Source organism: Streptomyces sp. NBC_01217, from assembly GCF_035994185.1.
In the GTDB taxonomy this organism is placed as follows: Bacteria; Actinomycetota; Actinomycetes; order Streptomycetales; family Streptomycetaceae; genus Streptomyces.
Genome location: NZ_CP108538.1, coordinates 7,207,158 through 7,233,043 on the forward strand (window position 1 = coordinate 7,207,158; position 25,886 = coordinate 7,233,043).

At 69.8% G+C, this 25,886-nt stretch carries 26 protein-coding genes and 1 pseudogene; 18 read left to right on the forward strand and 9 right to left on the reverse strand.

The window, feature by feature from the left end:
• Positions 1–21: 21 nt before the first annotated feature.
• The 4 genes from OG507_RS32145 to OG507_RS32160 all read right to left on the reverse strand — a co-directional run bounded on the left by OG507_RS32145 (position 22) and on the right by OG507_RS32160 (position 3,992).
• Positions 22–1,494, reverse strand: a complete 1,473-nt coding sequence (locus OG507_RS32145) for an SCO6880 family protein (protein WP_327370607.1) — start codon at positions 1,492–1,494, stop codon at positions 22–24.
• 81 nt (positions 1,495–1,575) lie between these two features.
• On the reverse strand, positions 1,576–2,949 hold the full coding sequence (locus OG507_RS32150; RefSeq protein WP_327370608.1) for an SCO6881 family protein: 1,374 nt from the start codon (positions 2,947–2,949) through the stop codon (positions 1,576–1,578).
• Positions 2,950–2,985: 36 nt separating this feature from the next.
• The gene (locus OG507_RS32155; protein ID WP_327370609.1) at positions 2,986–3,678 is read right to left on the reverse strand and encodes a hypothetical protein; all 693 of its coding nucleotides are present in this window, start codon (positions 3,676–3,678) and stop codon (positions 2,986–2,988) included.
• Positions 3,678–3,992 carry a DUF6112 family protein gene (locus tag OG507_RS32160; protein ID WP_011031268.1) on the reverse strand — a complete coding sequence of 105 codons (315 nt, stop codon included), beginning with the start codon at positions 3,990–3,992 and terminating at the stop codon, positions 3,678–3,680. The genes OG507_RS32155 and OG507_RS32160 overlap by 1 nt, the downstream gene beginning before the upstream one ends.
• Positions 3,993–4,305: 313 nt before the next feature.
• Between OG507_RS32160 and OG507_RS32165 the strand changes: the two genes are divergently transcribed.
• Complete coding sequence (locus OG507_RS32165) at positions 4,306–4,743, forward strand: GNAT family N-acetyltransferase (RefSeq protein WP_327370610.1); 438 nt, start codon at positions 4,306–4,308, stop codon at positions 4,741–4,743.
• Here the strand turns inward: OG507_RS32165 and OG507_RS32170 are convergent.
• From OG507_RS32170 to OG507_RS32190, 5 genes are all read right to left on the reverse strand, one after another.
• Complete coding sequence (locus OG507_RS32170) at positions 4,740–7,736, reverse strand: TniQ family protein (protein WP_327370611.1); 2,997 nt, start codon at positions 7,734–7,736, stop codon at positions 4,740–4,742. The two genes, OG507_RS32165 and OG507_RS32170, sit on opposite strands and share 4 nt — an antisense overlap.
• Positions 7,733–8,821, reverse strand: a complete 1,089-nt coding sequence (locus tag OG507_RS32175; RefSeq protein WP_327370612.1) for a TniB family NTP-binding protein — start codon at positions 8,819–8,821, stop codon at positions 7,733–7,735. The genes OG507_RS32170 and OG507_RS32175 overlap by 4 nt, the downstream gene beginning before the upstream one ends.
• Positions 8,818–10,863: a helix-turn-helix domain-containing protein gene (locus OG507_RS32180; RefSeq protein WP_327370613.1), complete on the reverse strand. Its 2,046-nt coding sequence runs from the start codon at positions 10,861–10,863 to the stop codon at positions 8,818–8,820. The genes OG507_RS32175 and OG507_RS32180 overlap by 4 nt, the downstream gene beginning before the upstream one ends.
• Complete coding sequence (locus tag OG507_RS32185; protein WP_327370614.1) at positions 10,860–11,501, reverse strand: TnsA-like heteromeric transposase endonuclease subunit; 642 nt, start codon at positions 11,499–11,501, stop codon at positions 10,860–10,862. The genes OG507_RS32180 and OG507_RS32185 overlap by 4 nt, the downstream gene beginning before the upstream one ends.
• Positions 11,502–11,837: 336 nt before the next feature.
• The gene (locus OG507_RS32190) at positions 11,838–12,956 is read right to left on the reverse strand and encodes a C40 family peptidase (RefSeq protein WP_327370615.1); all 1,119 of its coding nucleotides are present in this window, start codon (positions 12,954–12,956) and stop codon (positions 11,838–11,840) included.
• A 513-nt stretch (positions 12,957–13,469) separates the two neighbouring features.
• Between OG507_RS32190 and OG507_RS32195 the strand changes: the two genes are divergently transcribed.
• The 17 genes and pseudogenes from OG507_RS32195 to OG507_RS32275 all read left to right on the forward strand — a co-directional run bounded on the left by OG507_RS32195 (position 13,470) and on the right by OG507_RS32275 (position 25,644).
• Positions 13,470–14,225 (forward strand): DNA-methyltransferase, encoded by a 756-nt coding sequence (locus OG507_RS32195; RefSeq protein ID WP_327370616.1) that lies wholly within the window; start codon positions 13,470–13,472, stop codon positions 14,223–14,225.
• Between the two features lie 238 nt (positions 14,226–14,463).
• Positions 14,464–15,015 (forward strand): DUF4913 domain-containing protein, encoded by a 552-nt coding sequence (locus OG507_RS32200; protein ID WP_327372173.1) that lies wholly within the window; start codon positions 14,464–14,466, stop codon positions 15,013–15,015.
• Positions 15,012–15,497 (forward strand): hypothetical protein, encoded by a 486-nt coding sequence (locus OG507_RS32205; protein WP_327370617.1) that lies wholly within the window; start codon positions 15,012–15,014, stop codon positions 15,495–15,497. The genes OG507_RS32200 and OG507_RS32205 overlap by 4 nt, the downstream gene beginning before the upstream one ends.
• Positions 15,484–16,212: pseudogene (locus OG507_RS32210) on the forward strand (hypothetical protein). The gene OG507_RS32205 and the pseudogene OG507_RS32210 overlap by 14 nt, the downstream one beginning before the upstream one ends.
• A 17-nt stretch (positions 16,213–16,229) precedes the next feature.
• The gene (locus tag OG507_RS32215) at positions 16,230–16,979 is read left to right on the forward strand and encodes a hypothetical protein (protein WP_327370618.1); all 750 of its coding nucleotides are present in this window, start codon (positions 16,230–16,232) and stop codon (positions 16,977–16,979) included.
• 148 nt (positions 16,980–17,127) lie between these two features.
• Positions 17,128–17,475, forward strand: a complete 348-nt coding sequence (locus tag OG507_RS32220) for an SH3 domain-containing protein (protein ID WP_327370619.1) — start codon at positions 17,128–17,130, stop codon at positions 17,473–17,475.
• Between the two features lie 99 nt (positions 17,476–17,574).
• The gene (locus OG507_RS32225; RefSeq protein ID WP_327370620.1) at positions 17,575–18,057 is read left to right on the forward strand and encodes a hypothetical protein; all 483 of its coding nucleotides are present in this window, start codon (positions 17,575–17,577) and stop codon (positions 18,055–18,057) included.
• Complete coding sequence (locus OG507_RS32230; protein WP_327370621.1) at positions 18,054–18,497, forward strand: hypothetical protein; 444 nt, start codon at positions 18,054–18,056, stop codon at positions 18,495–18,497. The genes OG507_RS32225 and OG507_RS32230 overlap by 4 nt, the downstream gene beginning before the upstream one ends.
• A 10-nt stretch (positions 18,498–18,507) precedes the next feature.
• Positions 18,508–18,921, forward strand: coding sequence for a hypothetical protein (locus OG507_RS32235; protein ID WP_327370622.1), 414 nt, complete (start codon positions 18,508–18,510; stop codon positions 18,919–18,921).
• Positions 18,922–18,960: 39 nt separating this feature from the next.
• Entirely contained in the window at positions 18,961–19,800 is an 840-nt protein-coding gene (locus OG507_RS32240) for a winged helix-turn-helix transcriptional regulator (protein WP_327370623.1), read from the forward strand.
• A complete protein-coding gene (locus OG507_RS32245) occupies positions 19,797–20,315 on the forward strand; it encodes a regulator (protein ID WP_327370624.1) in 519 nt (172 codons plus the stop codon). The genes OG507_RS32240 and OG507_RS32245 overlap by 4 nt, the downstream gene beginning before the upstream one ends.
• Positions 20,312–21,547, forward strand: coding sequence for an MFS transporter (locus OG507_RS32250; protein WP_327370625.1), 1,236 nt, complete (start codon positions 20,312–20,314; stop codon positions 21,545–21,547). Before OG507_RS32245 ends, OG507_RS32250 begins: the two co-directional genes overlap by 4 nt.
• Before the next feature lie 32 nt (positions 21,548–21,579).
• Positions 21,580–21,882 carry a hypothetical protein gene (locus OG507_RS32255; protein WP_327370626.1) on the forward strand — a complete coding sequence of 101 codons (303 nt, stop codon included), beginning with the start codon at positions 21,580–21,582 and terminating at the stop codon, positions 21,880–21,882.
• Positions 21,883–21,932: 50 nt separating this feature from the next.
• Entirely contained in the window at positions 21,933–23,162 is a 1,230-nt protein-coding gene (locus OG507_RS32260; RefSeq protein ID WP_327370627.1) for an ATP-grasp domain-containing protein, read from the forward strand.
• A complete protein-coding gene (locus OG507_RS32265) occupies positions 23,159–24,031 on the forward strand; it encodes a DUF317 domain-containing protein (RefSeq protein ID WP_327370628.1) in 873 nt (290 codons plus the stop codon). Before OG507_RS32260 ends, OG507_RS32265 begins: the two co-directional genes overlap by 4 nt.
• 31 nt (positions 24,032–24,062) lie before the next feature.
• Positions 24,063–24,551, forward strand: a complete 489-nt coding sequence (locus OG507_RS32270; protein WP_327370629.1) for a hypothetical protein — start codon at positions 24,063–24,065, stop codon at positions 24,549–24,551.
• A 91-nt stretch (positions 24,552–24,642) separates the two neighbouring features.
• Positions 24,643–25,644 carry an MSCRAMM family protein gene (locus OG507_RS32275; RefSeq protein ID WP_327370630.1) on the forward strand — a complete coding sequence of 334 codons (1,002 nt, stop codon included), beginning with the start codon at positions 24,643–24,645 and terminating at the stop codon, positions 25,642–25,644.
• Positions 25,645–25,886 lie beyond the last annotated feature (242 nt).

Genomic DNA, 25,886 nt, shown 5'->3' on the forward strand with positions numbered 1-25,886 from the left:
ACCGGCGGGGACGGGCCCGGCTCACAGGGCGGTCCGGGCGAGCGGGAGCGCGGTGAGGGCGAAGGCGTCTGGCTGCTGGTAGTTGAGCCGTCGGAGATCGACGCCGGAAGTGACGGCGTGGGTCTCGATCTGTGCGCAGGCGGCGTCCAGGAGGGCGTCGGTCTCGGCGGTGACGGTGACCAGGCCGGTGAGGGCCACGTCCGCGTGCCCGGCGATGAGCTGGCGCTCACGCTGCTTGACGTCGGCGTACTCGACGGAGTCTTCCTCGCTGTCGACCTGCCCCCGGCGGGCCCGTTCGTTGGCGTCGGCGATGATCGCCGCTTTCTTCCTCTGGACGTCCCGCAGCGCGGACTCGAGCCCCTGCGGCACGTATATAAGGGAGAGGCTGCGCCGCACTCCGGCCGTGAACATGATCCCGTGCAGGAACCCGGCTCCCATTTCGGTGCGCGGCCAGTTCTCCACCCAGTACGTCGCGTGCCGTGCGCTGTCGGTGGCGAGGCGGTCGTACTCCTCGAACTGGACGACGGGCCCGGCGGCTGCGGGGTCGGCCTCGGCGCGGCCGGTCTCGGACCACTGCTGGAGGGCCGCGAGGGCCTTGGGGTCGTAGGCGGTGCGGATGACAGCGGCGATCTCCCGCGAGGTCAGCCACCCGGTGACCTGGAGTCCGGCGTTGCGGGCGGCCTGGGCGATGGAGGCGGTGGTCTGCTCCATGACGGTGAACGCCCCGGGCAAGCCTCCGCCGGCCTGGCTGATCAGGCGCCGGGCGGCTTTGAGGTCGAGGGAGATGGCGAGATAGGTCTCGTGCGGGGCTGCGGCGGGGCCGGCCGAGGAGACCAGTTCGGAGTAGATCTGTCCGGCGACGGGGGTCTGGGGCTGCCCGTTCTGGGTCCAGTGGCGGGTGAGGGTGTCGCCGCTGTCGGGGACGGTGCGCTCCAGCACCTGCACGGTGGCGATATGACCGGTACGGGCGATGCCTGCGAGCGCGCGTCCCCAACTGCTCACGTTGTGGTTCTGGGTGGCGGGGTCGAGGAGGGCGAAGGCGCGGCTGCTGACGCGGGCGATGGCGGTCAGGGTCTGCTGGTGCGGGTCGTGGACGGCCGCAGCCTGGTTGGCGGAGTCGCCGGGGGTGACCACCTTGAGGGAGGCGGTGGTGCCGGGCAGGTGGAGGACGCCGTCCTGCCGGGGCCGGGTGACGGGCCGGGCGAGCCAGAGGGTCTGGCCTGTACGGCGGCGGTGTGCGTAGCGGGTGACGATCGGTGCCCAGTCGATGAGGGAGCGGCCGTGCCGGCGGATCGCGACGAGGGCACCGGAAGCTACCCACAGCGGCGCCAGGGCGACGGCGCCGAGCAGTCCGGTGGAGACCACCGTCATCAGCAGCACCGCCAACGTGCAGGAAACGAGGATGAGTTGGGGTAGGGAGAGGCCGAGGAGGATGCCGCGGCGGGACCGGTGCGGGAACTTCACCGTGACCGGGGCGACGGAGAGATCAGTCAAGGGGCGGGTCCTGGAGGCGCGGGTGGAACCCGGGGGCGGGAGGTGGCGTGCACGTCCCGCCCCCGGTAGGCGGGCAGGGGATCAGAGGCTGGTCGGAGGCACCGGCGGTGAGGCCGACCCGCTTGACGTGGCGTTCTGTGGGCCGGAGGACGGGGGTGCGCCCTGCGGCGGCGGAGTCGTGGTCGGCGGAGCGGACTGCCATCCGCCGCCCTGGCCGGACGCGGCATTCGCGCCGGATCCTCCCGGCCCCGGGCTGCCGCCCACCTGGCTGCTGGTGTCGTCGGACACGCTCGTCGGCGCGGGCTGGACGGCCTTCTCCAGACCGGACTTGACGGCATCGCCACCGGGCGAGACGCCCGTTCCGCCGCTTTGCGAACCTTCGTTGCCCTCTCCGCCGCCGGTCGGGTTGGCGGCGACGTCGCCGGGGAAGCCGCCCCCGCTGGCGTCGGGGCCCTGCGGTGCGGCGCCTGCTCCGGCGGCAGCGCCACCGGTTCCGGCGGTGGCTGCAGCTGCGGCGGCCTTGCGGACGGCGTTCTCGGCATGCGCCTTGGCGATCTGCGCTCCGGCGCCGCCGGCGCGGTGGATGGACTCGCCATCGGTGCCGTCGGCTGCCCAGTGGACGAACTTGAAGACGGCGTACGGGCAGAGCAACACCAAGACCATGATCACGATGCCGGACATGACGTCGGCCAGAGCGGCGATGCCGTCCTTGGCCTCGGTTTTGCCCATGGCGGCGATACCGAGCACGAAGATCACGGTCATCAGCAGCTTGGAGACCACGAGGGTGGCGGTGGCTTCGATCCAGCCCTTGCGCCAGCGCCGGGCGACCTCCCAGCCGCCGCCGGCGGACGCGAAGACGGCCAGCGTGACCATGACGAGGATGCCGACCTTGCGGACCATCATCACGCACCAGTAGAGGAAGGCGCCGATGGCTGCACCGAGGCCGGCGACGACTGGCACGAGCCAGCCCAAGCCGGACAAGCCGCCGATCTGGTTTACCTTCACGATGCGGCGCACGGCCGACTCGATGTTCAGGTGTGCGGTCTTGAACAGGCCGTCGCTGACGGCGTCGACCACTTCGATGGCGACCGTGGTGAAGGCGATGGCACAGAAGGCGAACAGGACGCCGCTCATGGTGCCGGTGAACGCCTGTGTCAGCGCTTGTCCGTCGCGACGGATGGCTGCCCGGACCAACTGGGCGCAGAACGTCGCGACCAGCAGGACCAGGCCCAGTGGCAGCAACATCTCGTAGTTGTCGACGAACCATCCGGCGTTCAGGTCCACCTTCGTGGTGGTGTTGACGGCCTCGGCAGCCAAATCGGCTGCGGCAGCTGCCAGTTCACCGGCGGACTTCGCCATCCAGTCACCGATGGCCTTGCCGGGGTCCGAGGCGAAATCCACCGCGTCGCCGACGGCGCACAGCTTGTCTGCCAAGGGGAAATCACAGAAACCCACGAGGAGTTACTCCTCCTTTCTTGTCTCAGGCGCGGGTCACTGCGTGACGCTCGGTGCGATGGCGGCCAGGGTGCAGTCGTGGTTCGGGCGGCACTGCACGGCGAGGGTTACGGCCCGTTCCTCGGCTCCGCCGCCGCCCTTCTTCCAGCTGAGCGTCTGCTTGCCGTTGACGGTGACGACGTAGATGTACGCCTCGGTGATCGCGGACGGGTCGTCGGCCAGGGCCGCCTTGAACGCGGAGGGGTAGTGGCCCTCGGTGACGCTGGCGGTGGCGTGCTGGTCCTGGTCGGCCATCCGTGACCACAGCACCGGATCGGGGACCTGGCCGGAGACCGAGGCCCAGTCGGCGTACTTGGTCTCGGTGGTCATCCAGGCACGCATGCCGGCCAGTTGCTGGTCGCGGTTGGTGTCGCGGGTGTCGTAGGACCACAGCATCTGGGCCGCCGCCTTGGCGTAGGCGACCGGTTCGGCGATCTGCGGAGGCTTGGACACCGAACCGGATCCGGAGGCAGGCTTCGGGGCGGCCTCGGAGGAGGACGGGCTGCCAGTCGGGGCGGGCGCGGCGGTGTCCGGGGCCTGGTGGCCGTTGCCACCGCCGGTCAGCAGGGCGACGATCCCGGCGATGGCGAGCAGGACGGCGACGGCGGAGGCGACGATCGCGATGCGCCGGTTGGCCGACCAGCCCGTTCCGTACGAGGACAGCGAAAAGGAGGGGAATCGGTTCCGCATCAATGGACCTGAGACCCCAGGCCGGAGAAGAACGCGACGATGCCGTTCGCGGCACCCAGACCGAGGGCGGCGCCAGCGGCTACGACCGCGCCCTTCTTTCCGTTGGCCTCGGCCTGGTGGCCACCGGTGTGGTGGCCCCAGGCCCATACGCCGAGCGAGACGGCGAGGGCGCCGACGACGGCGATGATCCCGAACATGTTGATGCTGTTGACGACGTTCTTCAGCACGCTCAGGCCGGGCAGGCCACCGCCCTTGGGCGAGATTCCTGGGTCGTAGGCGAGCTGGATGACGCGGTCTGCGAGAGGGACAGACATAGGTGTGGCGGGGCTCCTTGCATACGCGGGCCAGGCGAGGGCCGGCGGGAAAGGGGAAGCGGAGGGGGAGGTGCACTCGGGGCGCGGAAGTGGCCGCGGCGGCGGCCCGCCTGGAGCGGTGCCGGGCGGTGTAGGTTCCAGGCCCACTTGTCGTCAGACAGTGCCCTGAGCTGGGGGTATGGGGTGATGTCCGGGCAACGTGTCAGCGATTTGTCCGGGCAATCTGTCGAGTTCTTCGGGCGTGGTCCTTGCCTGGACCTGTGCTGGCGTCCTTGGACGTGCCGCCAAGGTGATGATCGATAGGCTCAGGCCCATGAGCGTTGAAGTGGAAGTCGTCCAGCAACCCAGCCAGGAAGTCGTGGAGGCGTTCGGCCGCTTGTTGCCGCAACTATCGACAACGGCGAAACCCTTGGACTATGAGGCTGTTGGGCGGTTGGTGGAGTGCGATTCGAACGTCGTGCTCGTGGCGCGTGTATCCGGCGAAATCGTCGGGACGCTGACGCTGCTGCTCTTCCCTCTTCCGTCTGGGCTTCGGGCGAGGGTGGAGGATGTGGTTGTCGACCGATCGGCACGCGGTCGAGGGGTGGCAGCGGCACTGACCGAGCAAGCTTTGGGGATGGCTCGGGACGCGGGAGCACGGACTGTGGACCTCACGTCCCGTCCGGACCGTGAGGCCGCGAACCGGTTGTATGAGCGGCTAGGTTTCAAGGCGAGGGAGTCGACGGTCTTCCGGTTCCCTATGGGCAATTAACGGGCCTTCCGTGCGCGCTTGGGCCGCTGGGTGCTTCGCGTTGAGGCAGTCGGGCTCTCGACGTCTCGCATATGTACTTCGTGCGAGGCGGCTCGGCGCCCTTCCGGGGTGAGGGAGTAGAAGGTGCGGCGTCTGCCTGGGCCGCGGCCTGGTGTGGCTCTGCTCATCCAGGTGTCGTCGTCTTCGAGCCGGCTGGTGAGCCAGCCGGCTCGTTCGAGCCGCTTGAGTTGGGGATAGACGGTTCCTGCATCGAGCCCGGTGCGGTCGATCACCTCGGCGCCGTAGGACTCTTGCCGCGCTCGGGCGAGCAGGTCGCGCAGGAGGGCGAGCGTTGGCTTGGTGATGCGGACACGCTCGACCGCGATGTCGTTGAACGGGGTGGGCGGGCCGGGGTTGCGGCGAACCCGGAACTTGGCATGGGCAGCTTCCAGGACGCGGTCGTCGGGCAGGTCTGAGGTGTCGTCGTGCGGAAGTGAGGCGGTCATCAGAGCCTGGACACGGTCGGTTTCGAGATGTCGTAGCAGGCGTCGGCCCTGCGGCGTGGGCTGTTGAGGGCGGCCGAAGGCTGCTCTTTCGAAGAGGCTTGCTCCGATGTCGCGTTCCAGCCGCTGGAACTGTGTGACCAGCGCGTTGGGTTCCGCCCTTAGGTGGTGGGCGGCGCTGTCGAGGGACGGGAAGCGCATGGCGATCTGGAAGCGGTGGAGGCGGAGCCAGCCGTGAAGTGTGCCTTCGGCGGCGGACCGGACGTCGCGGGGGAGGCTGGTGTCGATCTTGGCGGTCATGACTGTGCGGCTGTGCACTCCTGGGGGTCGCAGGGGAACGTTCAGGTGTTTGAGGCGTCGGCGGACGGTTTCGTCTTCGGTGCCGAGCTCTTGGGCGATGTCGAGGGTTGAGCGCTTGTGGGCGAGGTATTGCTCGCGGAGCCATGTCTCGTTGATGGGGAAGGGCTTGCGGGTGCGGCGGATGGCGAACCCGAGGGTGCGGGCGTGGGCGACGGCGATGTGGCGGGGGATGCCGGTTTCCTGAGCGATGTGAGCCAGCGACTTGTCGCCGTCGACGTACTCGCGTTGCAGGAAGGTCGTGGTGAGCACCTTCCTGGCTTGCTGGTGCAGGCGCCAGGAGCCGAGGCTCGATGACCTGCCCCACTTGCGGGACTCTCGGGGAACCTGTTCGAGTGCGAATCGGATGTGAGTGAGGGTGGTGTCCAGTTCCCGGGCTGCCTCGCGAGGGGCCCGCTGTTCGGTGATGACGATGCGGCGTACTTCTTCCAGGTCGATGTCATCGAGATGCCGGCCGGGAAGGTCAAGTCCGTCAGCGCACTCTTGCGGCGGCTCCCAGGTCAGGGGCTCGGCGATGTTCAGGTCGTGCAGGATGCCGATCGCGTGCTGGTGGAGGGCGTCTCGCTGGTCGAGGGTCAGGGAGGGCGGGAAGGCGAAGTACCGGGAGCGGTCGGATGCCGATCGCAGGACGAGGGGGTGGCGTGGGTCGGTGAGGTCCGCGCCGGTGAGGAGCTGGTTGAGGTAGCGCTGCGCGTTGAGGAAACGGGGGGCCTGGGTGGTCTTGGCGCTGAGCTGTTCACCGGGCTGAGTGCCGGTGCGGAAACAGAGTTCGCGCCACTGGTCGGGGCTGATTGGGATCGTGGGGATGAGGCGCCGTCGGCGTTCGTAGTCGATGGGGCTGCCGTGGTCGTCGAGGTGGTGGGCGAGGTTGCAGAGCGCGGTGAGCACGTCCGGGTGCCCGGACTTGAGGGCTCGCTGCAAGATGACGGTCATGGCGTTCGGCAGGTGCGGTCCCAGCAGGTCGGTGACTCCGCGTGCCCGCAGGACCGGTTCGCCGGGCAGGAGCAGGAGTGCGGCGGCGATGCCTCGGAATAGGTTCTCCTTCGTTCCCTCTCGGGGAATGAGCCGGACTGTCCAGCCGGGCCAGAGAACCTGCGGGACGTGTCGGATGCGTGTGTTCGCGCTGTTCTCGCCGGGTTCGGGGACGCGGGCGCGTGGGGTGGAGGAGGAGAAGCGGACGCGGTCCAGGGCGCCCATGATCTGATCGCCGGCGTGCAGGAACCGGCGCTGTGTTCCGGGTGAGAGCTGGGACCATTGTTCGGTTGTCATGCCCCGGGGGATCACCTTGTTCGGGGTGTCGCGCCGGGCCCGCAGTCCTTGGACAACGCGGATGGCGACGGAGTCGTTGGAGGTGTCGAGGAAAGGCAGAGCCGCGTGGGCGATGACGCCGTTGACGGCGGCGTCGAGCGGCTTGACCCGGTCGGCGGGAGTCCGTGTGGCCAGCGGCCTGTGATGCCAGCGGTCCCGGACCGTCTGGCCCATCGACTGGATGTCGTTGTCGTTGATCGTGTGCATCAGCCATGGGGTGCACTGGTTCAGGTCGGTCAGGATCGTGTAGGCCGAGGAGGGGTCGGCAAGCAGAGCGTCGATGCGGTGCTGGGTGGCGAGCAACGGGTGATCGGAGGCCAACGGGAGGAGCTCGGCGCTGGTGAGGTCGGCGCCGCAGACCGACGCGAGGCGGGATCCGAGTGTGCAGGTTCCAGACGGGAATCGGAGGGTGTGTCCGGGGAGCCTGACGCGTGCCCCTTCGCCGCAGCCGGGGCAGGTGTCGTGCAGCAGCGATTGGTGGGTGGTGCAGGTGAAGGTCCAGGGCAACCACCACTTCAGCAGCCATCGTCCTTCCCGTTCGGCCAGGCACTGGGGACAGAACCGGCATCGTCGCTGCCGTCGGGGGCCAAAGGGAAAGTCGCTGCCGATCACCGCGGAATCGAGGCGGGCGGCCGGAAGGCCGGTGCGGGTCTCCAGCTGGCGCAGAACGGTGGAGGGCAGGTCGCTGACCAGCGGGCGGGTGAGGTAGTGCCGGGGCAGGCGCAGGACGCGCAGGAACGCGGAGAAGGTCAGACCGTTGCGGCGGCCCAGTGTCTCCAGCCAGCTGTCCAGACCCTCGCCGGGAAGGAGGGGCATCCGCAGGGGCAGTACTCGCGTCTCTGTCACGAGGCATCACCAAGCGCAGAGGTGATCTTTCCGTGTGCCATGGTGGCGGCCAGCTGCTGACGTGCCTGTTCGGATGCCTCATCCAGGCGGACCCCGTCGAGCACTTCACGGGTGACTGCTTCTGTGCCGGTGCGGATCGCGCGGTAGCAGGCCCGCATGAGGAGAGTGAAGTACGACCCAATGTGCCCGCTGGTGCGTTCGAAGAAGTAGTCGGCGTTGCGCAGGAGCATCCCGGGTCGGTGATCTGTGAGGACGAGCCGGTGTTCGCTGGTCTTGAGCAGGCTCCGCCAATGGCGGCGGCCCTCGTCGGTGTCGAGACGGAACGGATCGACACCGAGCCGGGTCCAGCGGCGGGCGGTCTGGGCCAGGGCGACGTTCTTGCCGGTCAGGCCGTCGGCGAAGAACCGCCGCTCGGCCAGGCCGACGCCAACATAGATGAAGGTGACCGGCAGCTCGTTGGCGAGCCTCTTGAGGTGGTTGGACACGGCCAGGCCGTCGCGGCGGTCCAGGTCGATGAAGTGAATGTCGTCGATGATGCCGAGCTGGGTCTCGCAGGACAGAACACAGTCAAGGGCGTGACTGGCCAGGGCTGCCGCGTTCGCCCGGTCGGTGGCCGGGTGGCCGTAGTACTCGCAGATCATCCGGTTTAGGGTTCGCAGGGTGGTGTTGGAAGTCAGGCCGACGCGGAAGACGGGGATGCGTTCGTGTCCGGCCTCGGTGACCGTGGACAGGCGGCGCATCTGCTGGCGGTCGAATTCGCGGCCGAACAGGTTGGCGATGGTGGTCTTGCCCAGACCCGGCAGTGCGTCGATCACGGCGGCGGAACGGATGCGGTCACCGTCCTGCCGGTTGCTGGCCACGATCTGCTCAAGTTCGTCGTGGATGCCCGCGAGCTGCGGGGTCTGCACGATGCCGAAGTTCGCGTGCCAGTCGTGCCGCGAGTCGTTGTAGTCCTCGGCAGCGGCCTCGCCCAGCGCGGCCAGTTGGACCCGGGTCAGTGTCTCGGGCCGCTGCCGAGGCGGGGCGTCGGCGAAGCGGCGCCAGCCTTCCTTGCGGGAGAGGCTGAACAGGTTGGGCTGCCTCATTCGATCACCTCGAAGGCGTCGGCGTAGAAGTCGTCACCCTCGGGGACGTCGAACAGTTCGTCTTCCTCGTCGCTGTCTCCGGCCGGCAGTTCAGGCACCAACTTGAGCCCCGGAGGTGTCAGCGGGCCGGACTGCTCGGGCAACAACGGCAGGGCCAAAGCGCCGCGTTCCGCCGACAGCCGCACTGCCATGCGGCGTTCGCGGCGGTCGGTGACCATGCCCTGATCCCAGCGGGTCAGAAGATCCGCGAGTGCCTGCGAAGTATCGATGTGCCGGCCCTCGCGTGCGGCCAGACGGCGGGCATAGGCTGCGGCTTCTCCGCTGAAGGCCATCGTCAGCGCAGGGGCGTGTTCCCAGAGCAGCGGATGCCAGGAGTCGTCTGCCGGGTCCTGGAAGTAGACGAACCGCACGTCATCGGGGTTGACGTGGATCGGCCACTGCCGCCCGAAACCCGCGTATGGGCTCGGTGCGTTGCGGTAGCCGTCCAGCACCGGCCCGTTGTAACGCAGGCCGTCGACCTCGACGCCGTAGTGCTGGATCGTGCGCGGCTTGACCGCGAGGAACTGAAAGGCCAGGTCCGGTGAGGCCGGCATGCGAAGCCGACCGGCGCGGGCCAGACCAATGCGCAGCATCTCGAACGGGGACAGCGAAAGCTTCGGCCACTGCGGGATGACCAGTCCGTCGTGTTCACGACGGTGGTAGACCTCCGTGATCCACTCACGGACGATCTCCTCCACCTCGTGGATGAAGAAGAACGCGGCGTCCTCGACCGCCTGTCCGCGGCTGTGGACGTCGGGCCCTTTGTAGGCGGGAAGATGTTGGATCAACCCTTCCCGCAGGGTGCGGAAGAAGCGTTCGACGGTCGGCTTGTCCGTGGGCTTCTTCGGCTGGGCCGGTTGAATGGACATCCCCAGACGAGTGCAGACCCCGATCACGTGCGCGGACATGAAGGCCCGCCCGTGGTCGATGACCAGCGTCTCCGGCGGACACAGCCCGCGGCCCGGCACGAGTCCGTCCTCGGCGAACACCACCTCGTCCCACAGCCCGTGGTAAGGCGCCAGCGCGGGCCGGACCGTGTCCTCCAGTGGAGGGCAGACCGCCTCGAACAGCACGGCGGCGACGTCCACCGCCTTCGTTGAGCAGGCCGTCACCCGCAGGCCGACGATGCAGCGCGAGAACAGGTCCTGGGCGACGGTGAGTTGGAGCGGAACCCAGCGGCAAGTCACCGGTTCCATGGCATAGATATCCAGGTCCTGAGTGTCGAGCACGACGTACTCACCGGGCCGGGTGGCCCGCAGCCGCCCGTAAGTGCCCTGCGGCCTCTCGGCGATCGAGCGGCGGGCCTTGGCACTGCCGGAGACCGCGTTCGTGCCCTTGGCCAGCCAGGCGAGCCGGGCGTAGGCCGTGCTCCGGGACGGGACAGGAACAGTGCCCTTGCCGTACTCGCCGGTCAGCCGTTCCTCGGCCCGGAGCAGCAGGGCCGACCTCGTGGGGGTCGAGCCGGTCACCGACTCGGCCATCACCCGGCGTACTGCTTCTTCCCACCGGGGATCGACGCTCGAGGTCCTTCCCGCGCGGGCATCTGCGAGGCCGGCCTCGCCGCTTTCCCGGTAGGCGGTCAGCCAGCGCTGAAGGGTGCGAGGCGAAATACCCAGCTCAGCGGCCTTGGCCGCAGTCCGGTCCTTCAGCGGGAGATCGGGATCGTATGGGGGCCTCGGCTCGGTCGGCAGAGCACTGCCGGGGTGCCCGGACCGGTAGCCGCTGAGCACCTCGCGGACGTGCCCTGCGCGTTCCTCCAGTCGCTGACGCTGGCCGGCCGACAAGGTGGCCAGGAGCATGCCGACCCCGTCCGCGGCGGCCGGTGCGGAATCACTGATCGACCGGGCTCCGGCTGCCAGCCGCCCGAGCGGAACGGAGCTGTACTCGCCCGTCCGTTCGTTTCGGACTGTCGTCTGCAGACCCTCAACTTCCACGACCTCGACGACGTCACCGCCGAAAAGGAGCCGGGCCCCCGCGAACAGGGGCATCGTGTACGTGTTCATGCCGCCACCCGGATTCGGCTCGCGCGGTTCAGCGGAGCATGCAGGTCGGCGACGAGCCGGCCGGACCAGACCAAGTGCAGGATGACCGGACGGACGATCTCACACGGCTGCCCGGCCATCGTGGCCTCGATACCGCCGATTGTCGTCTGGCCCGCAGCGGCGTCCAGCACACGTGCGATGAGTGAAATATCCACCAGGCCGCGGCGCCGGTAGCCGGCCAGGAAGCGGACGTTCTCCACGACGGCAGGCTCGGCCCCCGACCAGGTTTCGTAGACCCAGCCGCGACGCGAACACACCTGGCGTGTCCAGTCGAACTGTGCGATCACCTTGGGATCCTTCATGCGAGTGGGGGCTTTGACGTCCACGACGGTCGCCAGACCGTCGGCATGGACGAGGAACAGATCGGGAACATGACGGCGGATGCGCGGGCCGTCTGGGCCGACCAGCTGAAAGGGCTGGGCCGCGATCTCCGTGATCTCGCTGGCGAAGTCAGCGATCAGGATGCGGGCGAGTTCCAAGCGGCTCTCGTAGGCGACCATCCGGCCTGTTGTCGCGGCGTGATACCAGCCCGAGTAGTGCTTCCGTCCGCGGTACCAGCGGAACTCGCGTACCGGGAGTCCGCTGGCGACGTCGTCCACCGGAACACGGTCGAGCTCGGCCTCGACGAGCCGCCCGTCGCTCCGCCGATATGTGGCCCGGACTGTCCGGCTATCTGTCGCGGCATCGTCGCGTGTACCAGTCCGCATGGTCGCCCCTTCGTGTCCGGTGTCTTCGACACCAGGACACTGGCCGCCACCAGCGCTAGCCTGAGCGGAACAGAGGACAAACCCAACGAAAGACTGGACCGCGGACCGCCAGACTGACGCTGGCGCTGTACCGAGTGGAGACTCAGCCGGACAAGCCGGGCGACAAGTTGATGACAAGTCACTTGGACAACGACATCTCTATTCGGAACCTACAGGCGGGAGGCGGCGTCAGAGGACGCGGCGGGCGGCGAGAATCGTCCAGTCCTTGATCGGGGTGATCCGGACCGGTTTTGATGTGCGCGGCGCCTCGATCACGAGGCCCTCGCCCATGTACATGCCGACGTGCTCAGGCCGTGCGGCGCTGCCGCGGCTGAAGATCAGGTCACCGGGCTTGAGGTGGGCGGGCGATACCGCCTTACCCTCGTTGACCTGCGTGTACGTAGTGCGGGTGAGCGTGACGCCGACATGCGCGTACGCCTGCTGCATCAGGCTGGAGCAGTCGCAGCGGCCCATGAGGTCAGGACCATGTGAGTTCGTGCAGGAGCCGCCCCACTGGTAGAGCGTGCCGAGCTGGTGCATCGCCCAGTCGATGGCCTTGCGCGCCTTCGGATCGGCGTCCTTGGGGATCGCGTAGCCCTTCGGGACGCTTCCCTCGGGGATGCGGCCGAAGCCGGAGCCGTCCTGGCCCGGCGCGCAGCCGGTCGTACTGGTCGACGGTTGCTTGCCCTGGTCCGCGTCGTTGCCGCCGCCCGGGAAGGTCTTGGCGATGGCGTCCTGCAGCGCGGTGGCCAGGTTCTCCCACTGCGCGTACGCGTCCGGCAGGCCGGACTTCTGCACGGCTTGGGCGGCCTGGGTGACGGTCATCTGCTGCCAGCCGCTCACCCTGAGCAAGTGCTTGTAGAACTGCTCGGAGGCGTAGACCGGGTCGCGGATCTGCTGGGCGCTGCCCCAGCCCTGCGATGGACGCTGCTGGAACAGGCCGAGGGAATCCCTGTCGCCGTAGTTGAGGTTGCGCAGCCGGCTCTCCTGCATCGCCGTGGCGAGCGCGACGATCTGTCCCTTCTTGGGGACATCGAGCGAGAGGCCGGCGGCCACGATCGTCTGGGCGTTGGGGACCTGCTCGGCGGGCAGATCAAGGCCCTCGATGTGGACGTTCTTGCCGGACGCCCCGTCGAGGATCTTGGTGACCTGCTCGGCGACCTTGTCCGTGTCGATGTCGGTCAGGCAGCTGCTGAAGGAGCCGCTGCTCTGCACGGCGTCGGCGGAGGAGGCCAGCATCATGCCGGTGCCGGCGATCAGGATCGGGGAAAGGAAGACGACGCCGATGCCGGCGGCGAGCGCCTTCAACCGGAGCGGATCGCTCGCCGGTCAGCGTTTTCGGGCAGGGGTGGGTAGCGAGACGTCATGAGCGTGTCCTTCGGGGTGCGGTGTCCGGCGTGCCGCGTGCGCGAGGTGTGGTGGAAGGGCGCGGCGGCCGGGGTGGGCGATCGGGACGGGCCGGCGCGGGCGAGTTGCCGCTCGCGCCGCGTGGCCGGGCCGTGAGCTAGGTGTGCCGAGGCAAGGGGGTACCTCCGTGAGATGTGGCGGAAAGGTAGCCAGCGGCGGTGTGCGCCGGGTGGTTCAAAAACAGTAGGCGCGGATCGGCGGTTGACCAAAAAGTCGGCGTGGGGTACCGGAATCCGGCACCCCAGCAACGCACTTCTTGGCCGTCGGCGGATTCGCCTCTACAGTTTTTGGACTCCCCTCGCCCTCCTCGGCCTGCGGCCCTGGGCTTCTGCATGCCCACTTCCGGCCCGCGAGGACTCCTGTGCGAGACGGGTAGTTCCCTCCGCGACTCCGCACCTGAATAGGGGTTCCTCTTTGCCTTTCTCCCTGCACCAGGGCGACGCCCTCAGTGTTCTCGCCGGCCTGCCGGACGGCTGCGTCGACTCTGTCATTACCGATCCGCCGTACAACTCCGGCGGTCGGACCGCGAAGGAGCGCACGACCCGCTCCGCGAAGCAGAAGTACACCTCCGCCGATTCCAAGAACGACCTCGCCGACTTCACCGGCGAGAACATGGACCAGAGGTCCTACTCGTTCTGGCTGACGCAGATCATGACCGAAGCCCACCGCCTCACGAAGACCGGCGGCACCGCGCTGCTGTTCACCGACTGGCGCCAACTGCCCACCACGACGGACGCGATCCAGGCGGCCGGATGGCTGTGGCGCGGTGTGCTGGCCTGGCACAAGCCGCAGGCCCGACCCCAGAAGGGCCGGTTCACCCAGAACTGTGAATTCATCGTCTGGGCCAGCAAGGGGGCCATCGACGGCTCCCGGAACCCGGTCTATCTGCCCGGCTTGTACTCGGCCTCGCAGCCTTCGGGCGCGAAGCGCCAGCACATCACGCAGAAGCCCGTCGAGGTGATGCGCGAGCTGGTCAAGATCAGCCCCGAGGGCGGCACGGTGCTCGACTTCTGTGCCGGCTCCGGCTCCACGGGGGTGGCCGCTCTGCTGGAAGGCAGGGACTTCATCGGCGTGGAAAAGACCGAGCACTACGCGTCGATCGCGGCCGACCGGCTCACCGAAACGATCCGCGAGACCCTCACGCAAGACGACGTGATTCTCACCGTCTGAGCCGCGAGCGCGCTTCCCGTAAGTCGACCGGCGCCCCAGTCGGCAATCCGACGAAGCGGAGTTGTAACTCGCTGGCGCTCCGCGCATCGCCGCTTTCGCCCTCTCTCATTCCGCGTCTCGTAGGAGGCCCAACTTTTTCATGCCCGAATCCATAAAACCGTCTGACGATGGGGAGTTGGAGCCGGTACGCATTCCCGTTCCGCAGCTGGAGGGAATCGAGGCGAGCGTCCGGCGGCTCATGGAGCAGTCGGCGCAACAGGCGCAGCAACTCGACCACCTCGTGTCCGCCCCGGAGTCGAACGGATCGCCGTTCGCCGCGTTCGGCATGCCGGGGCTCGGCGGGCCGCCTGCCGCCGCTCCGCCGGAGCCCCGCCCGATCCTGGAACTCGACGGGGAGGAACGGGAAGACGAACTCGACGCACTCAGCGACTGGGTCGACGACTTCTTCCTCCCGGTGTACGGGTCGGAAGTCACCACCGCGGCGCCCTGGTGCCTGCAGTGGCAGGAGCACGACGATGTCGTGGCCTGGCTCCACGCCCTGTGGCTTGCGTACCAGCAGCACAAGGACCCCGAAGCCGGACTCTCCGGCCTGTTCGTGTGGCATCGGGACTTCCTCACCCACGCCGTTGCGGCGATCCGCGCACCGGGCGGGCCGCTGTCGGCCTGCATGACATCGCCCGACCGGCCCGCGCACCGCCTTCTGCCCGGTCCGCCGCCGTCCGTGCGCACGGAGACGGCGGCCACGGCGGAAGCCGCCGGGCCCGCCGAACAGGACGAGCCGACCTCATGACCGCGGGACAGGGACAGCCCGCCTTCGGCCTGAGCTTCGACCCCCGCGCGCTGACCGACCTCCTCCAGGCCCCCAGCGATATCCGCGACCTCACCCTCGCCTACCTGCAGGAAGTCGTGAACGCGCAGCGCTTCGGCCTACCCCTCGACGGTGACCTGGAGGGCTACCGCAAGCTGTTCGTGGACTCGCGCAAGGACTGGCGCGTCGTCTACGGCGTCCGCCCGGTGCCCGGAGAGTCCGCACACCCCAAGGAGATCCACGTCGTCGCGGTCAGGCCGCGTGCGGGCAACGACGTCTACGACGAGGTCGGCCGGCGCCTGGGGATGCCCCGCCGGCCGCTGAGCGCCCGCACCCACGCAGCACGATCCCGCTCTCCGCAGCTGACCACCCGCACTCCCGCGCCCCGGCCCGGTCCACCGCCCACCGCACTGCCGGGTCTGCCCCGTCCCGCTCATAACCCCGCGCACCATCACACCCGCTGAATGCACGGAGCGTCGCCTATGTCCCCCTGAACCCGTGCCGACACCAGCCCGGCGTGCGGTCTCCCCGCTCGACCACCGCCTCGAAGCCGTCACCGGCCACGACATCGACACCCTGTGGGCCTACCGAGACCGCGGTGTCCTCGACGAGCCACATGCCCACCTGGTCGACCGGCACCGCGAGTTGGCCAAGTCTCAGACCGGCGTCACCTTCTACCTCCGCCTCCTCAACCGCCTGTCCAGCGGCGAGTTCGACGTCGATGACGCCCTGTTCACGCGTATCGACCGCACCGTGGACTAGCTGGAGGAGGCCACCGACGCGCGGGACGCCGCTGCCCGGGAGGTGCTCGCCGCTCTGGAGCCCATCGAGGCCGCGGCGGCCTCCGCGCCCGACACGATGCCACTCTCGACGGACGACCAGGCGGCGCTGCTCGCCATCGCCGGCGGCGCCAAGCTCTACGAACACCTGCTGACCGGCCGGATGTCGGTCACAGCCGCCTCCGGCACCCGCATCCCTCACGCCAAGCTGCGGCGGCTGGAGGGCGCGGGCCTGGTCGTCCGGGATAAAGGCCACCCCGTGCACGCCGGCCAGCCGGTCGCCCTCACCGACGCCGGACGGGCCGCGCTGTTCGCCGCCCGACGGACGCCCACGACCCAGGCGCCGAAACTCCCGGCCCGACCCGGCACATCGCCCTCCACCCCGGCGCAGCGGCGCTGAACCCCACCGAAAGGCCCTTGTTGTCTCCCACCGAACCGGCGCCGGCCCGGAAGTCCATCCCCCAAGTCGACTTCGAGCTCGACGACTTCGATGCCGACGAGGAGAAGTACCTCGACTTCTACCGCCAGGTCGCCGTCCGCGAGGACATGCTCGTCCCCCTCGCCGAACACCACACCCCCAACGGCGCGCACAGCTACTACGTCCTCTTCGACCGCACCGCCACCTACGGGCACCCAGGCATGCCGCAATACGTCGCCGTTCACCTGAAGCGGGACCGGGAGAAGGAGACGTTCGACTTCGAGCAGGCCCTGCTGCCGCTGCCCGCGATGGCGCAGTCCTGGCTCATCCACCGCGGCTGCCCCCACGACGCCATCGGCCTCAACCCCGAGCTGGGCCCACCACCGGCGGACGAGGCCACGCGGGCGCTGGAGCGACGCCTCGCGGACGACGGCGACCACTACGCCATGGGCTACTCCTACACCGCCGACGACCCGGACGACATGGTCACCGTCGTGGCACTGCGCGCCCTGGACGAGCGAGTCCCCAGCCCGTTCCGCGTCGTGGTCGAGGAGGTCGACACCGACGCGTGGACGCACATCCTGCGCGAGGGCGGCTTCGACACGGTGGGCGAGGCCCTGCAGTGGTGCGACGAGCGGCTTACCGGCGAGGCCGGTCCTCTCCCGCCGGTCCGCCCGGCAGCCGCAGCCAGCTGCCCGACCGGTGTGGCGAAGGCCCCTGCTCCGCGCCCGCCCGGCCGTTCGCGCTGAGCGCCAAGGCCGACGCGGGCGGCGAAACATAGCCGACGATCGCCGGTTAGCCAAACCGGCGATTCTCCGGACTCTTATACAGCCGCCGGGACAACTCCCGCGGCGTCATTCCACTCAATCCCTATGCCTTCATGGAGGTTTCTTCCGCATGCGCTCCACCCGAATTGCCATATCCGCGGCGATGCTCGGCGCGCTCGCGCTGCCGGTGCTGTCCGCCACCACCGCCAGCGCGGCGCCCGCCGCCGTATCCGCGGCCCCCGCGAGCAGCTGCTCGTCCCTGCCGCCGCTGCCGTACACGGTGCACACCAAGGCCGTCACCATCCGCTCCAAGGCCAGCTCGAAGTCCACCGCGCTCGGCGTGCTCTACAAGAGCCACAAGTTCACCGTGCACAAGAAGAGCGGCAACTGGCTCTACATCACGGACAAGTCGACCAGCGTCAAGGGCTGGGTGTCCGGCACGTACGTCTACCGCGACGTCCGAATGTGCCTGGACTGACAGGAATTCAGCAGATACCCGTAAGCGGCTGAGCCGCCGGGTACGGCCGCCCCTCACATTCCCCCAGGCATCGGCCTTTCCAGAACAGGAGTTTCCCGTTTGTCCGACGGCATATCCGATGACGCTGAGGATGTCGTGGGCGTGCTCACCGAACGGATCGAAGCGCGCTTCGCCATGGACATGGACCAGTTGAAGGCCGCGGTCGGCGCCGCGCCGACCGCGAATCCTGACGCCACCGACGTCGTCAAGTGGCACGGCCTTCTCGTCCAGGCCCAGTCCGTGCTCGACCACGCGGAGGACGACCTCCTCGCCGCGCTGGAAACCCAGCCCAGCGAGGTCGACGACCCGACGATGGGCCTCGCCCACCGCGTGAACGCGGCCGTCACCGCACGCGACGGCCGAGCCATGGTCGTGCGATGGCTCCTCGACCCCGACGCTCCGGGCAAGAAGGACCTCGCCGCCGAACGCCTCGCCCGCCTTCGCCCCCGAACCGGCCCGGCGGTGCAGACCAGCGCTCCCCACCGACCCGCAGGTACACCCGCGCCGGCGTCGGCGTGGCGGGCAGGAAGGCCCGCCCGATGAGCAGGGTCAGGACCAGCACCATGGACGGCGACCTGCAGAAGGTCTTCGGGAACCCGGTCCCGGAGCTGTACGAGGCGGCTGTCGGCCACGATGCCTCGCCCGCCCTCACCCGTGCCCTGGAACTGCGCTCCTTCCTGGCCCTGACCGAGGAGCAAGTCGCCCGCGTCCGCGACCGCGTGCACGCGGACATGGACCCGGACCGCGACATGGGCGAGCTGTCGGCGGACAAGCTCCGCTTCGAGGCGCAGTGGCTGGAGGCGGCGCTCGACGCCCGCGACAGCTACCGCGCAGCCCTCGGCGAGCTGCTGCGCACCATGCCCCCGCCTGACCAGCGGGCCCGGCCCGTCCGCACGGCACAACTCAGGGCCACAGCAACCCTGCCCCCGTCCGCCGCCCCGGCACCCCAGCGTGCCGGGGCGGCCCGGGCCCGCCGACCGTGAAAGCCCCCGCTTGTCTCACCTCACGTCCATCGAGATAGCCGGATGGATCGAGGACTTGTACGGCGCGCCACTCGCCGACCTCGAAGCCCACGCCCAGGACCAGCCGCCCGGCATGCTCTCCGCCCTGCTTGGCATGTACAACGACCTCGCCCTCGCCGAGCGCAGCATCGACTTCCACCGCGACCACCTCGCCCGGCTCATCCACCCCGAACGACAGATCGGCCGGCACGAGGTCTCCCACCTTCTCGACGGCTCCCGCCAGCTCGCCGAGGCAGTCGCAGTCCGCGACGTCCAGGCCAAGTCGGTCGCCGCCGTTCTGCAGAGCCTCGCCCGCGTCCCGGCCCCAGCGCCGTCCCCGCCGACTCCCTCGCCGCCCGTTCCGGCTCCGCCCCTTCCGGCCCAGAGCACGGCGCACAGCCGCTGATCGCAGGCGATTTCCCTTACTCACCCAGGAGTTCCTCCCTTGGCTATCACCGCTCTGCCTCCCGACACCGACGCCGACATCGCCCGGGTCACCGAGGCCCTCGCCATGATCACCCCGCGCTGGAACGTCCGGATCCTGCTGGCACTCTCCGGCCCGCCCATGCGCTACACCGAGCTGGCGACCAAGGTGTCCTGGCTGCAGAACGGCCAGCTCCACCCCAAACTCAAGGCGCTGTGCGACGCCGGACTCGTCGAGCGCACCGAACACACCGCACGGCGCGTGACCTACCGCCACACCGAACGTGGTGCCGCCCTGCTGCCGGTCCTGCCGATGATCGTCACCTGGGCCGAGGAGCATCTGGACAAGGCGGACCGCCCGCTGCCCGCGATCGAGCAGATCGAGGACAGCCTCACCCTGCTCACCCGGCGACACGCCGCAGCCATCCTGTGGGTGCTCAAGTCCCGCCAGGAGGTCAGCGGGCGGGCCCTGGCCCGGATCGTGATGCCCAACAGCGACTGGACCAACGTCTACCCACCGCTGCGGCAACTCGTTGCCGACGGCCTGGTCGACACCGACGGCATCGGCCAGCCCTACCGGCTGTCCGCGGCGGGCGACGGCCTGAGCCCCGTTCTCGGCGCCCTGTCCGCGTGGTCCGTCGGACAGCCCCTCAACCAGGCCGCCCAACACCCGGTCTGGGGGCACCCGCAGGCGAAGCCCGCGCCGAGGCCGTGGGTCAGCAGCCAGTCCCGGCCAGCCCCCGCAGCGCTCCCACCCGCCCGGACGGGTGAGCCTCCGGCGTGGCACAACCGCGATCTCTTCTCCCACGCCACGACCACCCGCCCGAAGACGGCCATCCCGGCGGGAGGCCCGCGCCGATGACCACCCTCTTCACCCCTGCCGAAGTACGCAACGCTGTCGAGCTGCTGGCCTCGCGCTCCTTGATCCGCCTGGTCACCGAGATCGACGACAACGGGGCGATACCGCCGCGACGGCTGGCCGCTACCCTCCCCGACCTCTCCTCGCACCAACTGCGCCGCGCCACCGCAGAAGCCCGCGCCCACGGTCTCATCCGGACCGCGCCCGGCGCCGGCCTGGAACTCACAGAGTCGGGCTCGGAGTTGGCCGACCTATACGACGCAGCTGCGCGCTGGGCCCGACGCCACGCCTACCCGGCCCCGGTCTGCGAGTTCAGCAGTCGCATCCGACACCTCCTCGACCTCCTGTCACCCTCGCTCGCGACCGAGCGCGCCGACGGCCTCCCGCGGCCGTCCGCCACGCGACTGCCCAGCGACGAGGTCGAGGCGGACCTTGCCCGTCCCCGCGCTCTCCTGATCCAGTGGCTGACCGGCAACCCCCAGGTCACCCGGGTGTCCGAGCCCGAGCCGGTCGCGTGAGCGCAGCTGTCACACCCCGGCACGCGCGCCACACCGCCGGGCTGATGCGCAGCATCTACCTGCCACGCACGGCGGACGCTCTCGCGTTCGCGATGTCCACCTACGGCCTCCCGCTGCTGGTCCTGGCCACCACGCGCTCCGCCGCGCTGACGGGCGCCGCGTTCGCCCTGGAGTGGATCCCGCGTCTGGCAGCGTTCGGGTGGGCCGGATCGATCGTCGACCGGCGCGGGGCGGCCATCGTCTTCCACCTCGCCTCCCTGGGACGCGCGCTGGCCCTCGCCGCCGGCGCGGTCCTGCTCCACCTCCACCCGTCCGGCACCGTCGCGAGCGCGACCGTGATGGTGCTCGCGGCGACGACCGGCGTGCTCACCGAATTCAGTTACATCGCGGCCGAGACCGCGGGCGCCGCCGCCGGCCACCGAGCGGGGGCGCGGGCCCACCGCGTCCAGGCAGTCCTGCTCGGCATCGACCAGACCGCGACCCTGGCCGGCCCGGCGCTCGCAGGGGTACTCCTGCTCGCCGGGCCACCGCCGATGCTCGCGGTGATCACCGTGCTCTCGCTTCTCGCCGCGCTGCTCGCCCTGCGTACACCCCCCTCGCCCGTCGCCCCGGACCGCGCGCCGAAGGGGCAGTCCGGCGCCGGACTCCTCACAGGGTGGCGCACCATCCGCTCGCTTCCCGCGCTCGGCTGGCTCGTGACCGGGCTGACCCTGTCCAACCTGGCCACCGGACTTCTCCAAGCCGCCGGTCCCGTGATCGTCGTCCAGCACTTCGGACAGTCCACCACTGCCGTCGGCCTGGTCTGGTCCGCCGCCGCGGCGGCCACCCTCTTGGCCGTCACCATCTGCCGGTTCGCGATCGACCGCCTGGGCCTGTGGCCGGTCGGCGCCGCCTGCGCCGCCCTCGCCTCGCTCGCCTGTCTCGCCGCCGCCCAGGCCCCCGACTACCGGTCCTACCTGGTCCTGGTCGCACTCCTCATGGCGGCCGAAGGCGGCATGACGGTCGTCCTGCGCACCCTGCGCTCCCGCCTGATTCCCCCGGAGAAGTTCGGCAGCACCCTGTCGGCGACCATCCTCATCCTCCTGCTGCCCTTCCCCGTCGCCGGCGTGCTCACCGCGCTCACCCCGCCCGAAGCCCTGGGTCACGTCATCACCGCCTGCGCCGCCCTGCAGGCCCTCGGCCTGTTCTGCGCCTTCGCCCGACTGCGCACCGATCCCGCCCTGCGCACCTGACTCTGCTGCGCCCCCAGCCTGTGGAGAACCTCATGCCCACCGCCGTCCTCGGGACGAATCGCGCGAGCGGTCGCAACATCACCGAACAGTTCCACGCCTTCGACACCCACAACCTCCACGTCTACCGCGCTCTGGAACGCATGGCCGCCCGCCGCCTGGCCGCCGGCGCCACACGGGTCAGCTTGAAGGATCTCTTTGAAGACCTGCGACGCCAACTCCCGTACGGCGTCGCCGGGCTGAACAACAACTTCACCGATTTCTACGCCCGCCGCCTGATCGACGACCACCCCCACTGGGCCGGGGCGTTCGAGCTGCGCTGCTGCCGTGCCGCCTGAGACACCCCTGCTCTGTCGTCCTGCCGTCCACCGATACGGAGAACCCCTTCTTGTCCGCTCGTCCCCTCGTGCTCGTCGTCTCTCCGGGTGATGAGACTTATCGCGGCTACTGCCTTGAGCAGGTGGCCGCCGCGTACGACGTCGTCCTGCTCACCGGCGCCGAGCCGTCGTGGGAGAAGCCGTTCATCGTCGACCACGCCGTCGTCGACCTGAGCGACCACGCAGCCCTGCTCGCCGGAGGCCGGGCCCTGGCCGAGCGCCACGACCTCGCCGGCGTGGTCACCTGGGACGAGTGGAACCTCGTCCCCACCGCCCGCCTCGCTCGCGCGCTCGGTCTGTCCTCGACGTCCGTCGAGGTGATGAGGGCCTGCCGCAACAAGGCCACCGCCCGTACGCTGTTCGCCCGCCACGGGGTGCCGTCGGCCGCCTCGATGAAGGCGCGGACCCTGCTGGAGGCCGGACTGGCGACGATGACGCTGGGCTACCCCGCCGTCATCAAGCCCGCCGCGTTCGCCGGCAGCATCGGCGTGATCCGCGTCGACCGGCCCGAAGAGCTGCCCGCCGCGTTCGCGTTCGCCTCGGCCGGCGCGAGCCGCAGCCGCGAGGACACCGGCGTCCTGGTCGAGGAGTACCTCGACGGGCCGGAATTCTCGGTCGAATGCGTCACCCACCGCGGCGCGACCACTGCGGTCGCCGTGACCCGCAAGCACCTGGGCCCCGCACCGTACTTCGACGAGACCGGACACACCGTCGATGCCACCGACCCGCTCCTGGCCCAGGTCGCCCCGGCAGCTGCTGCTGCGGTCAAGGCCCTGGGGATCACCGGCGGCGTGCAGCACGTCGAGCTGCGCCTCGTGGACGGCCGGCCCCGGCTGATCGAGGTCAACGCACGCATCGGCGGCGACATGATCGGGCACCTCGTCCGCCTCGCCACCGGCATCGACCTGCCCAAGGCCGCCGCCGACCTCGCCTGCGGCCGAGCGCCGGACCTCACCCCGACCCGCAGCGGGGCCGCGGGCATCCGCATGCTCTACCCGGACGCCTCCGGCACCCTCACCGCACGGCACATCAACCAGCCGTTCGCCGCCCACACCCCCTGGCTGCGGCAGGTCCAGTGGATCCGCGAGATCGGCGACCCGCTCCTCCTGCCGCCCGACGGCGACCTGTTCACCGCCCGGGCCGGGTTCTACATCGTCACCGGCCGCACCACCGCCGAGGTCACCGAACGCCTCGACACCGCCGCCGACGAGATCACCGTCGCCACGAGGGCGGACCGATGAGCCACCAGCCCGATCCGCGCCGCGACATCGACGGCGATGTCTACGTCTCCCCGCGCCACCTCGCCTCCACCACCGGGACCGGTGACCCCGCCCTCGCCCCGCTGCTCGACCTCGGCTGGGACCTCCGGTACGACGAGGACTCCAACGTGTACGTGAGCGCTCCCGACCGGCGCGTGCGCCTGGGCTACCTGCCCGAAGGCGAGGACGACGGGCTCTGGCGCATCAACGCCTACAAGGACTCGTTCGGGCCGCCGGCATGGGGCGTCTGTTTCAACGATCGCGTCCCCACCGAGTTCGTCCAGGCGTTCACCACCGTCCTCGCCACGGCGTACGAGCAGGGGTCGGACGCCTACCTGGCCCGGCCGGTCTCCGGGATCGACGAGCACGATCCCTTTCTCGCCGTCGTCCCGCTCCTGAAGCAGGGCTGGGAGGTCGACCGCCCACGTTGGGATATCTTCGCGGTTCAGGCCCCGGACGGGCTCGCCGGCATGGAGTTCACCACCGGCGACCTCGATCCGGAAGCCGAGCTGACGACGCGGGACGCACGCTGGCAGCTGTGGGCGGGCAAGTCCATCGACCGGCCCGTCTGGTACGCCACGGCCAGCACCGACACCCCCGTCGCGCTGCTCACCGCCGTCACCGAGTGCGTCGCCGATCCGGCTCCGCTGCCCCGGTGGCGTCAGGAGACCTTCAGTTACATCAAGGGCATGGCCCAGCTCACCCCGATCCTTCCGCCCGGCCCGTCGGCCCCCACCCCGCTCGATGTGCGGCGTGCCGTCACATCCCGCCACCCGGCCGCGTTCCCCGCTGCCAGCGTCCCGCGCTGGAGCACCACCAGCCGACCGGCCCTGCCCGGTCCACGCCGGTAGGTTCAGCCCGACCCCGACCGGAGACACCTTCTTGTCCCTGCAGGCCCCCGAGTTCTTCGCCGAGCTGTGCCTCCCCTTCCACGACCACGCCGTCGTGGGCACCACTTACTTCGCCGCCCCCGTCCCTGGCGAACCGCTGCGGCTGCGGATCGATTTCGCCGGCACCATCTACGCGGACACCTATGGCGGGCTGCGTGTGGCGGTCGTCCACCCGGACCGCGGCGAGATCGACGCGGTGGCGCTCAGCTTCGTGGATCACGGAACTTTCCACCGCCGCGACGAAGCCACCGACACCCGGCCGAACACCAAGCAGTACGGCACCTTCGACACGTACCACCGTCCCGGCCAACCCCCGTGGGACGGTGCCGTCACCACCGGACTGCGCGACGCCATCGAGCAGTACACCGCCGTCTGGTTCCCCGGTGCCTGGGCCGCGTCCGCGCCCAGGCGCAAGGCCAGCCGTACCCCGCACAGCACGCCCGTCCCGCCCGCCACCCCCACCGGGGCCCGTACCCGCTGAGCAATCTGACGCCCCCGCTGCCCGCCCGCGACACACGCCGTCGGCCGCACTCGCTGACATTCCCCCTACTGACCAAGGAGTCCTCTACCTCGTGCACGCACGTCTCGTCCGATCCGCCGCCGTCGCCGTCGCGGCGGCCGGCACCCTCACCTGGGCGCCGGCCGCGAGCGCCCAGCCCTCCGAACCGACCCCCTCGGCCCCTGCCGCCCACGCCGAGACACCGGCCCCGGATGCGGGCAGCGTCGAGATCACCGCGAAGGACACGGCCGGGGATGTGCTCCCCGGCGCTGCGTTCCTGCTGCTCGACTCCGCCGGCCAGGAAGCCGGACGGGGGAAGACCGACGCACAGGGGAAGCTGGCCTTCCCCGACCTTGAGCCGGGCGTCTACCGGCTCAAGGAGACGGCTTCCGGTAGCCCGCTCCACGAGGTCGTCGCCGACCAGGACGTCATCGTCACCCCGGGCGCGACCACACGGCTGTCGATCACCGACCCGTTCAAGGCCGCCAAGGTCCTCCTGCAGGCCAAGGACGACAAGTCCGGCAAGCTCCTGCCCGGCGCGACCGTGAACATCGGAACCGGCGACTCGATGCTGCTCACTCTGACCACCGGCTCCAAGGGCACCGCCTCTGGAGAGCTGCCGGTGTCGAGCCGGAAGACCCAGTTCTGGGTCAAGGAGATCAAGGCTCCCGCCGGCTACGACCTCTACAAGCCGTCCAAGACGTTCAGCGCGGGCCCCGGCGCCCCGGTGACCGTGACCGTCACCAACGTCAAGACCGCGACCACCCCGCCGCCCACGCAGAAGCCGACCGATAGGCCCACCGACAAGCCGAGCGACAAGCCCTCCCCGAGCAAGCCCGGCAAGGACGAGGACGTCTCGGTGCCATCCGCCTCGGGTACCCCGACCGCCGACAAGACCGCGTCGAGCACCGCGGCGCCCGCCCCCGCGGGCTCGCTCGCGCACACAGGCGCCGACGCCACCCCGTGGCTGATCGGCAGTGCCGGAGTTCTGATCGCTGCGGGCGGAGGCGCCCTCATTGCGGCTCGCCGCCGACGCACGGACAACTCCACCGACGACGGCTCCAGCGAGAGCTGACCTTACTCACGGCATGATGCAGAGCCCCCGGAATCATTCGATTCCGGGGGCTCTGTCGTGGGTGCGTATCCGATGCGAGCGGAGGCGGTGTGCAATGCGGTCGATTCACCCGCCGCCCATGCGTGGCCCTTGCGTATCGCGAACCGTGAAGACTCGTACGCGCGTTCACCGTCAGGGGTGGACTTGCCGCCTCTTTGGTGTCGCGCAATACCGAACGCCAGCGCGAGCGTGCAGAGGTGCGG

Coding starts and splice junctions, on each gene's coding strand:
- OG507_RS32230 (WP_327370621.1), top strand. CDS start 18,054: ATGAGCAGGGTCAGGACCAGCACCATGGACGGCGACCTGCAGAAGGTC.
- OG507_RS32175 (WP_327370612.1), bottom strand. CDS start 8,821: ATGAGGCAGCCCAACCTGTTCAGCCTCTCCCGCAAGGAAGGCTGGCGC.
- OG507_RS32220 (WP_327370619.1), top strand. CDS start 17,128: ATGCGCTCCACCCGAATTGCCATATCCGCGGCGATGCTCGGCGCGCTC.
- OG507_RS32180 (WP_327370613.1), bottom strand. CDS start 10,863: ATGAACACGTACACGATGCCCCTGTTCGCGGGGGCCCGGCTCCTTTTC.
- OG507_RS32205 (WP_327370617.1), top strand. CDS start 15,012: ATGACCGCGGGACAGGGACAGCCCGCCTTCGGCCTGAGCTTCGACCCC.
- OG507_RS32165 (WP_327370610.1), top strand. CDS start 4,306: ATGAGCGTTGAAGTGGAAGTCGTCCAGCAACCCAGCCAGGAAGTCGTG.
- OG507_RS32160 (WP_011031268.1), bottom strand. CDS start 3,992: ATGTCTGTCCCTCTCGCAGACCGCGTCATCCAGCTCGCCTACGACCCA.
- OG507_RS32245 (WP_327370624.1), top strand. CDS start 19,797: ATGACCACCCTCTTCACCCCTGCCGAAGTACGCAACGCTGTCGAGCTG.
- OG507_RS32255 (WP_327370626.1), top strand. CDS start 21,580: ATGCCCACCGCCGTCCTCGGGACGAATCGCGCGAGCGGTCGCAACATC.
- OG507_RS32155 (WP_327370609.1), bottom strand. CDS start 3,678: ATGCGGAACCGATTCCCCTCCTTTTCGCTGTCCTCGTACGGAACGGGC.
- OG507_RS32200 (WP_327372173.1), top strand. CDS start 14,464: ATGGAGCAGTCGGCGCAACAGGCGCAGCAACTCGACCACCTCGTGTCC.
- OG507_RS32265 (WP_327370628.1), top strand. CDS start 23,159: ATGAGCCACCAGCCCGATCCGCGCCGCGACATCGACGGCGATGTCTAC.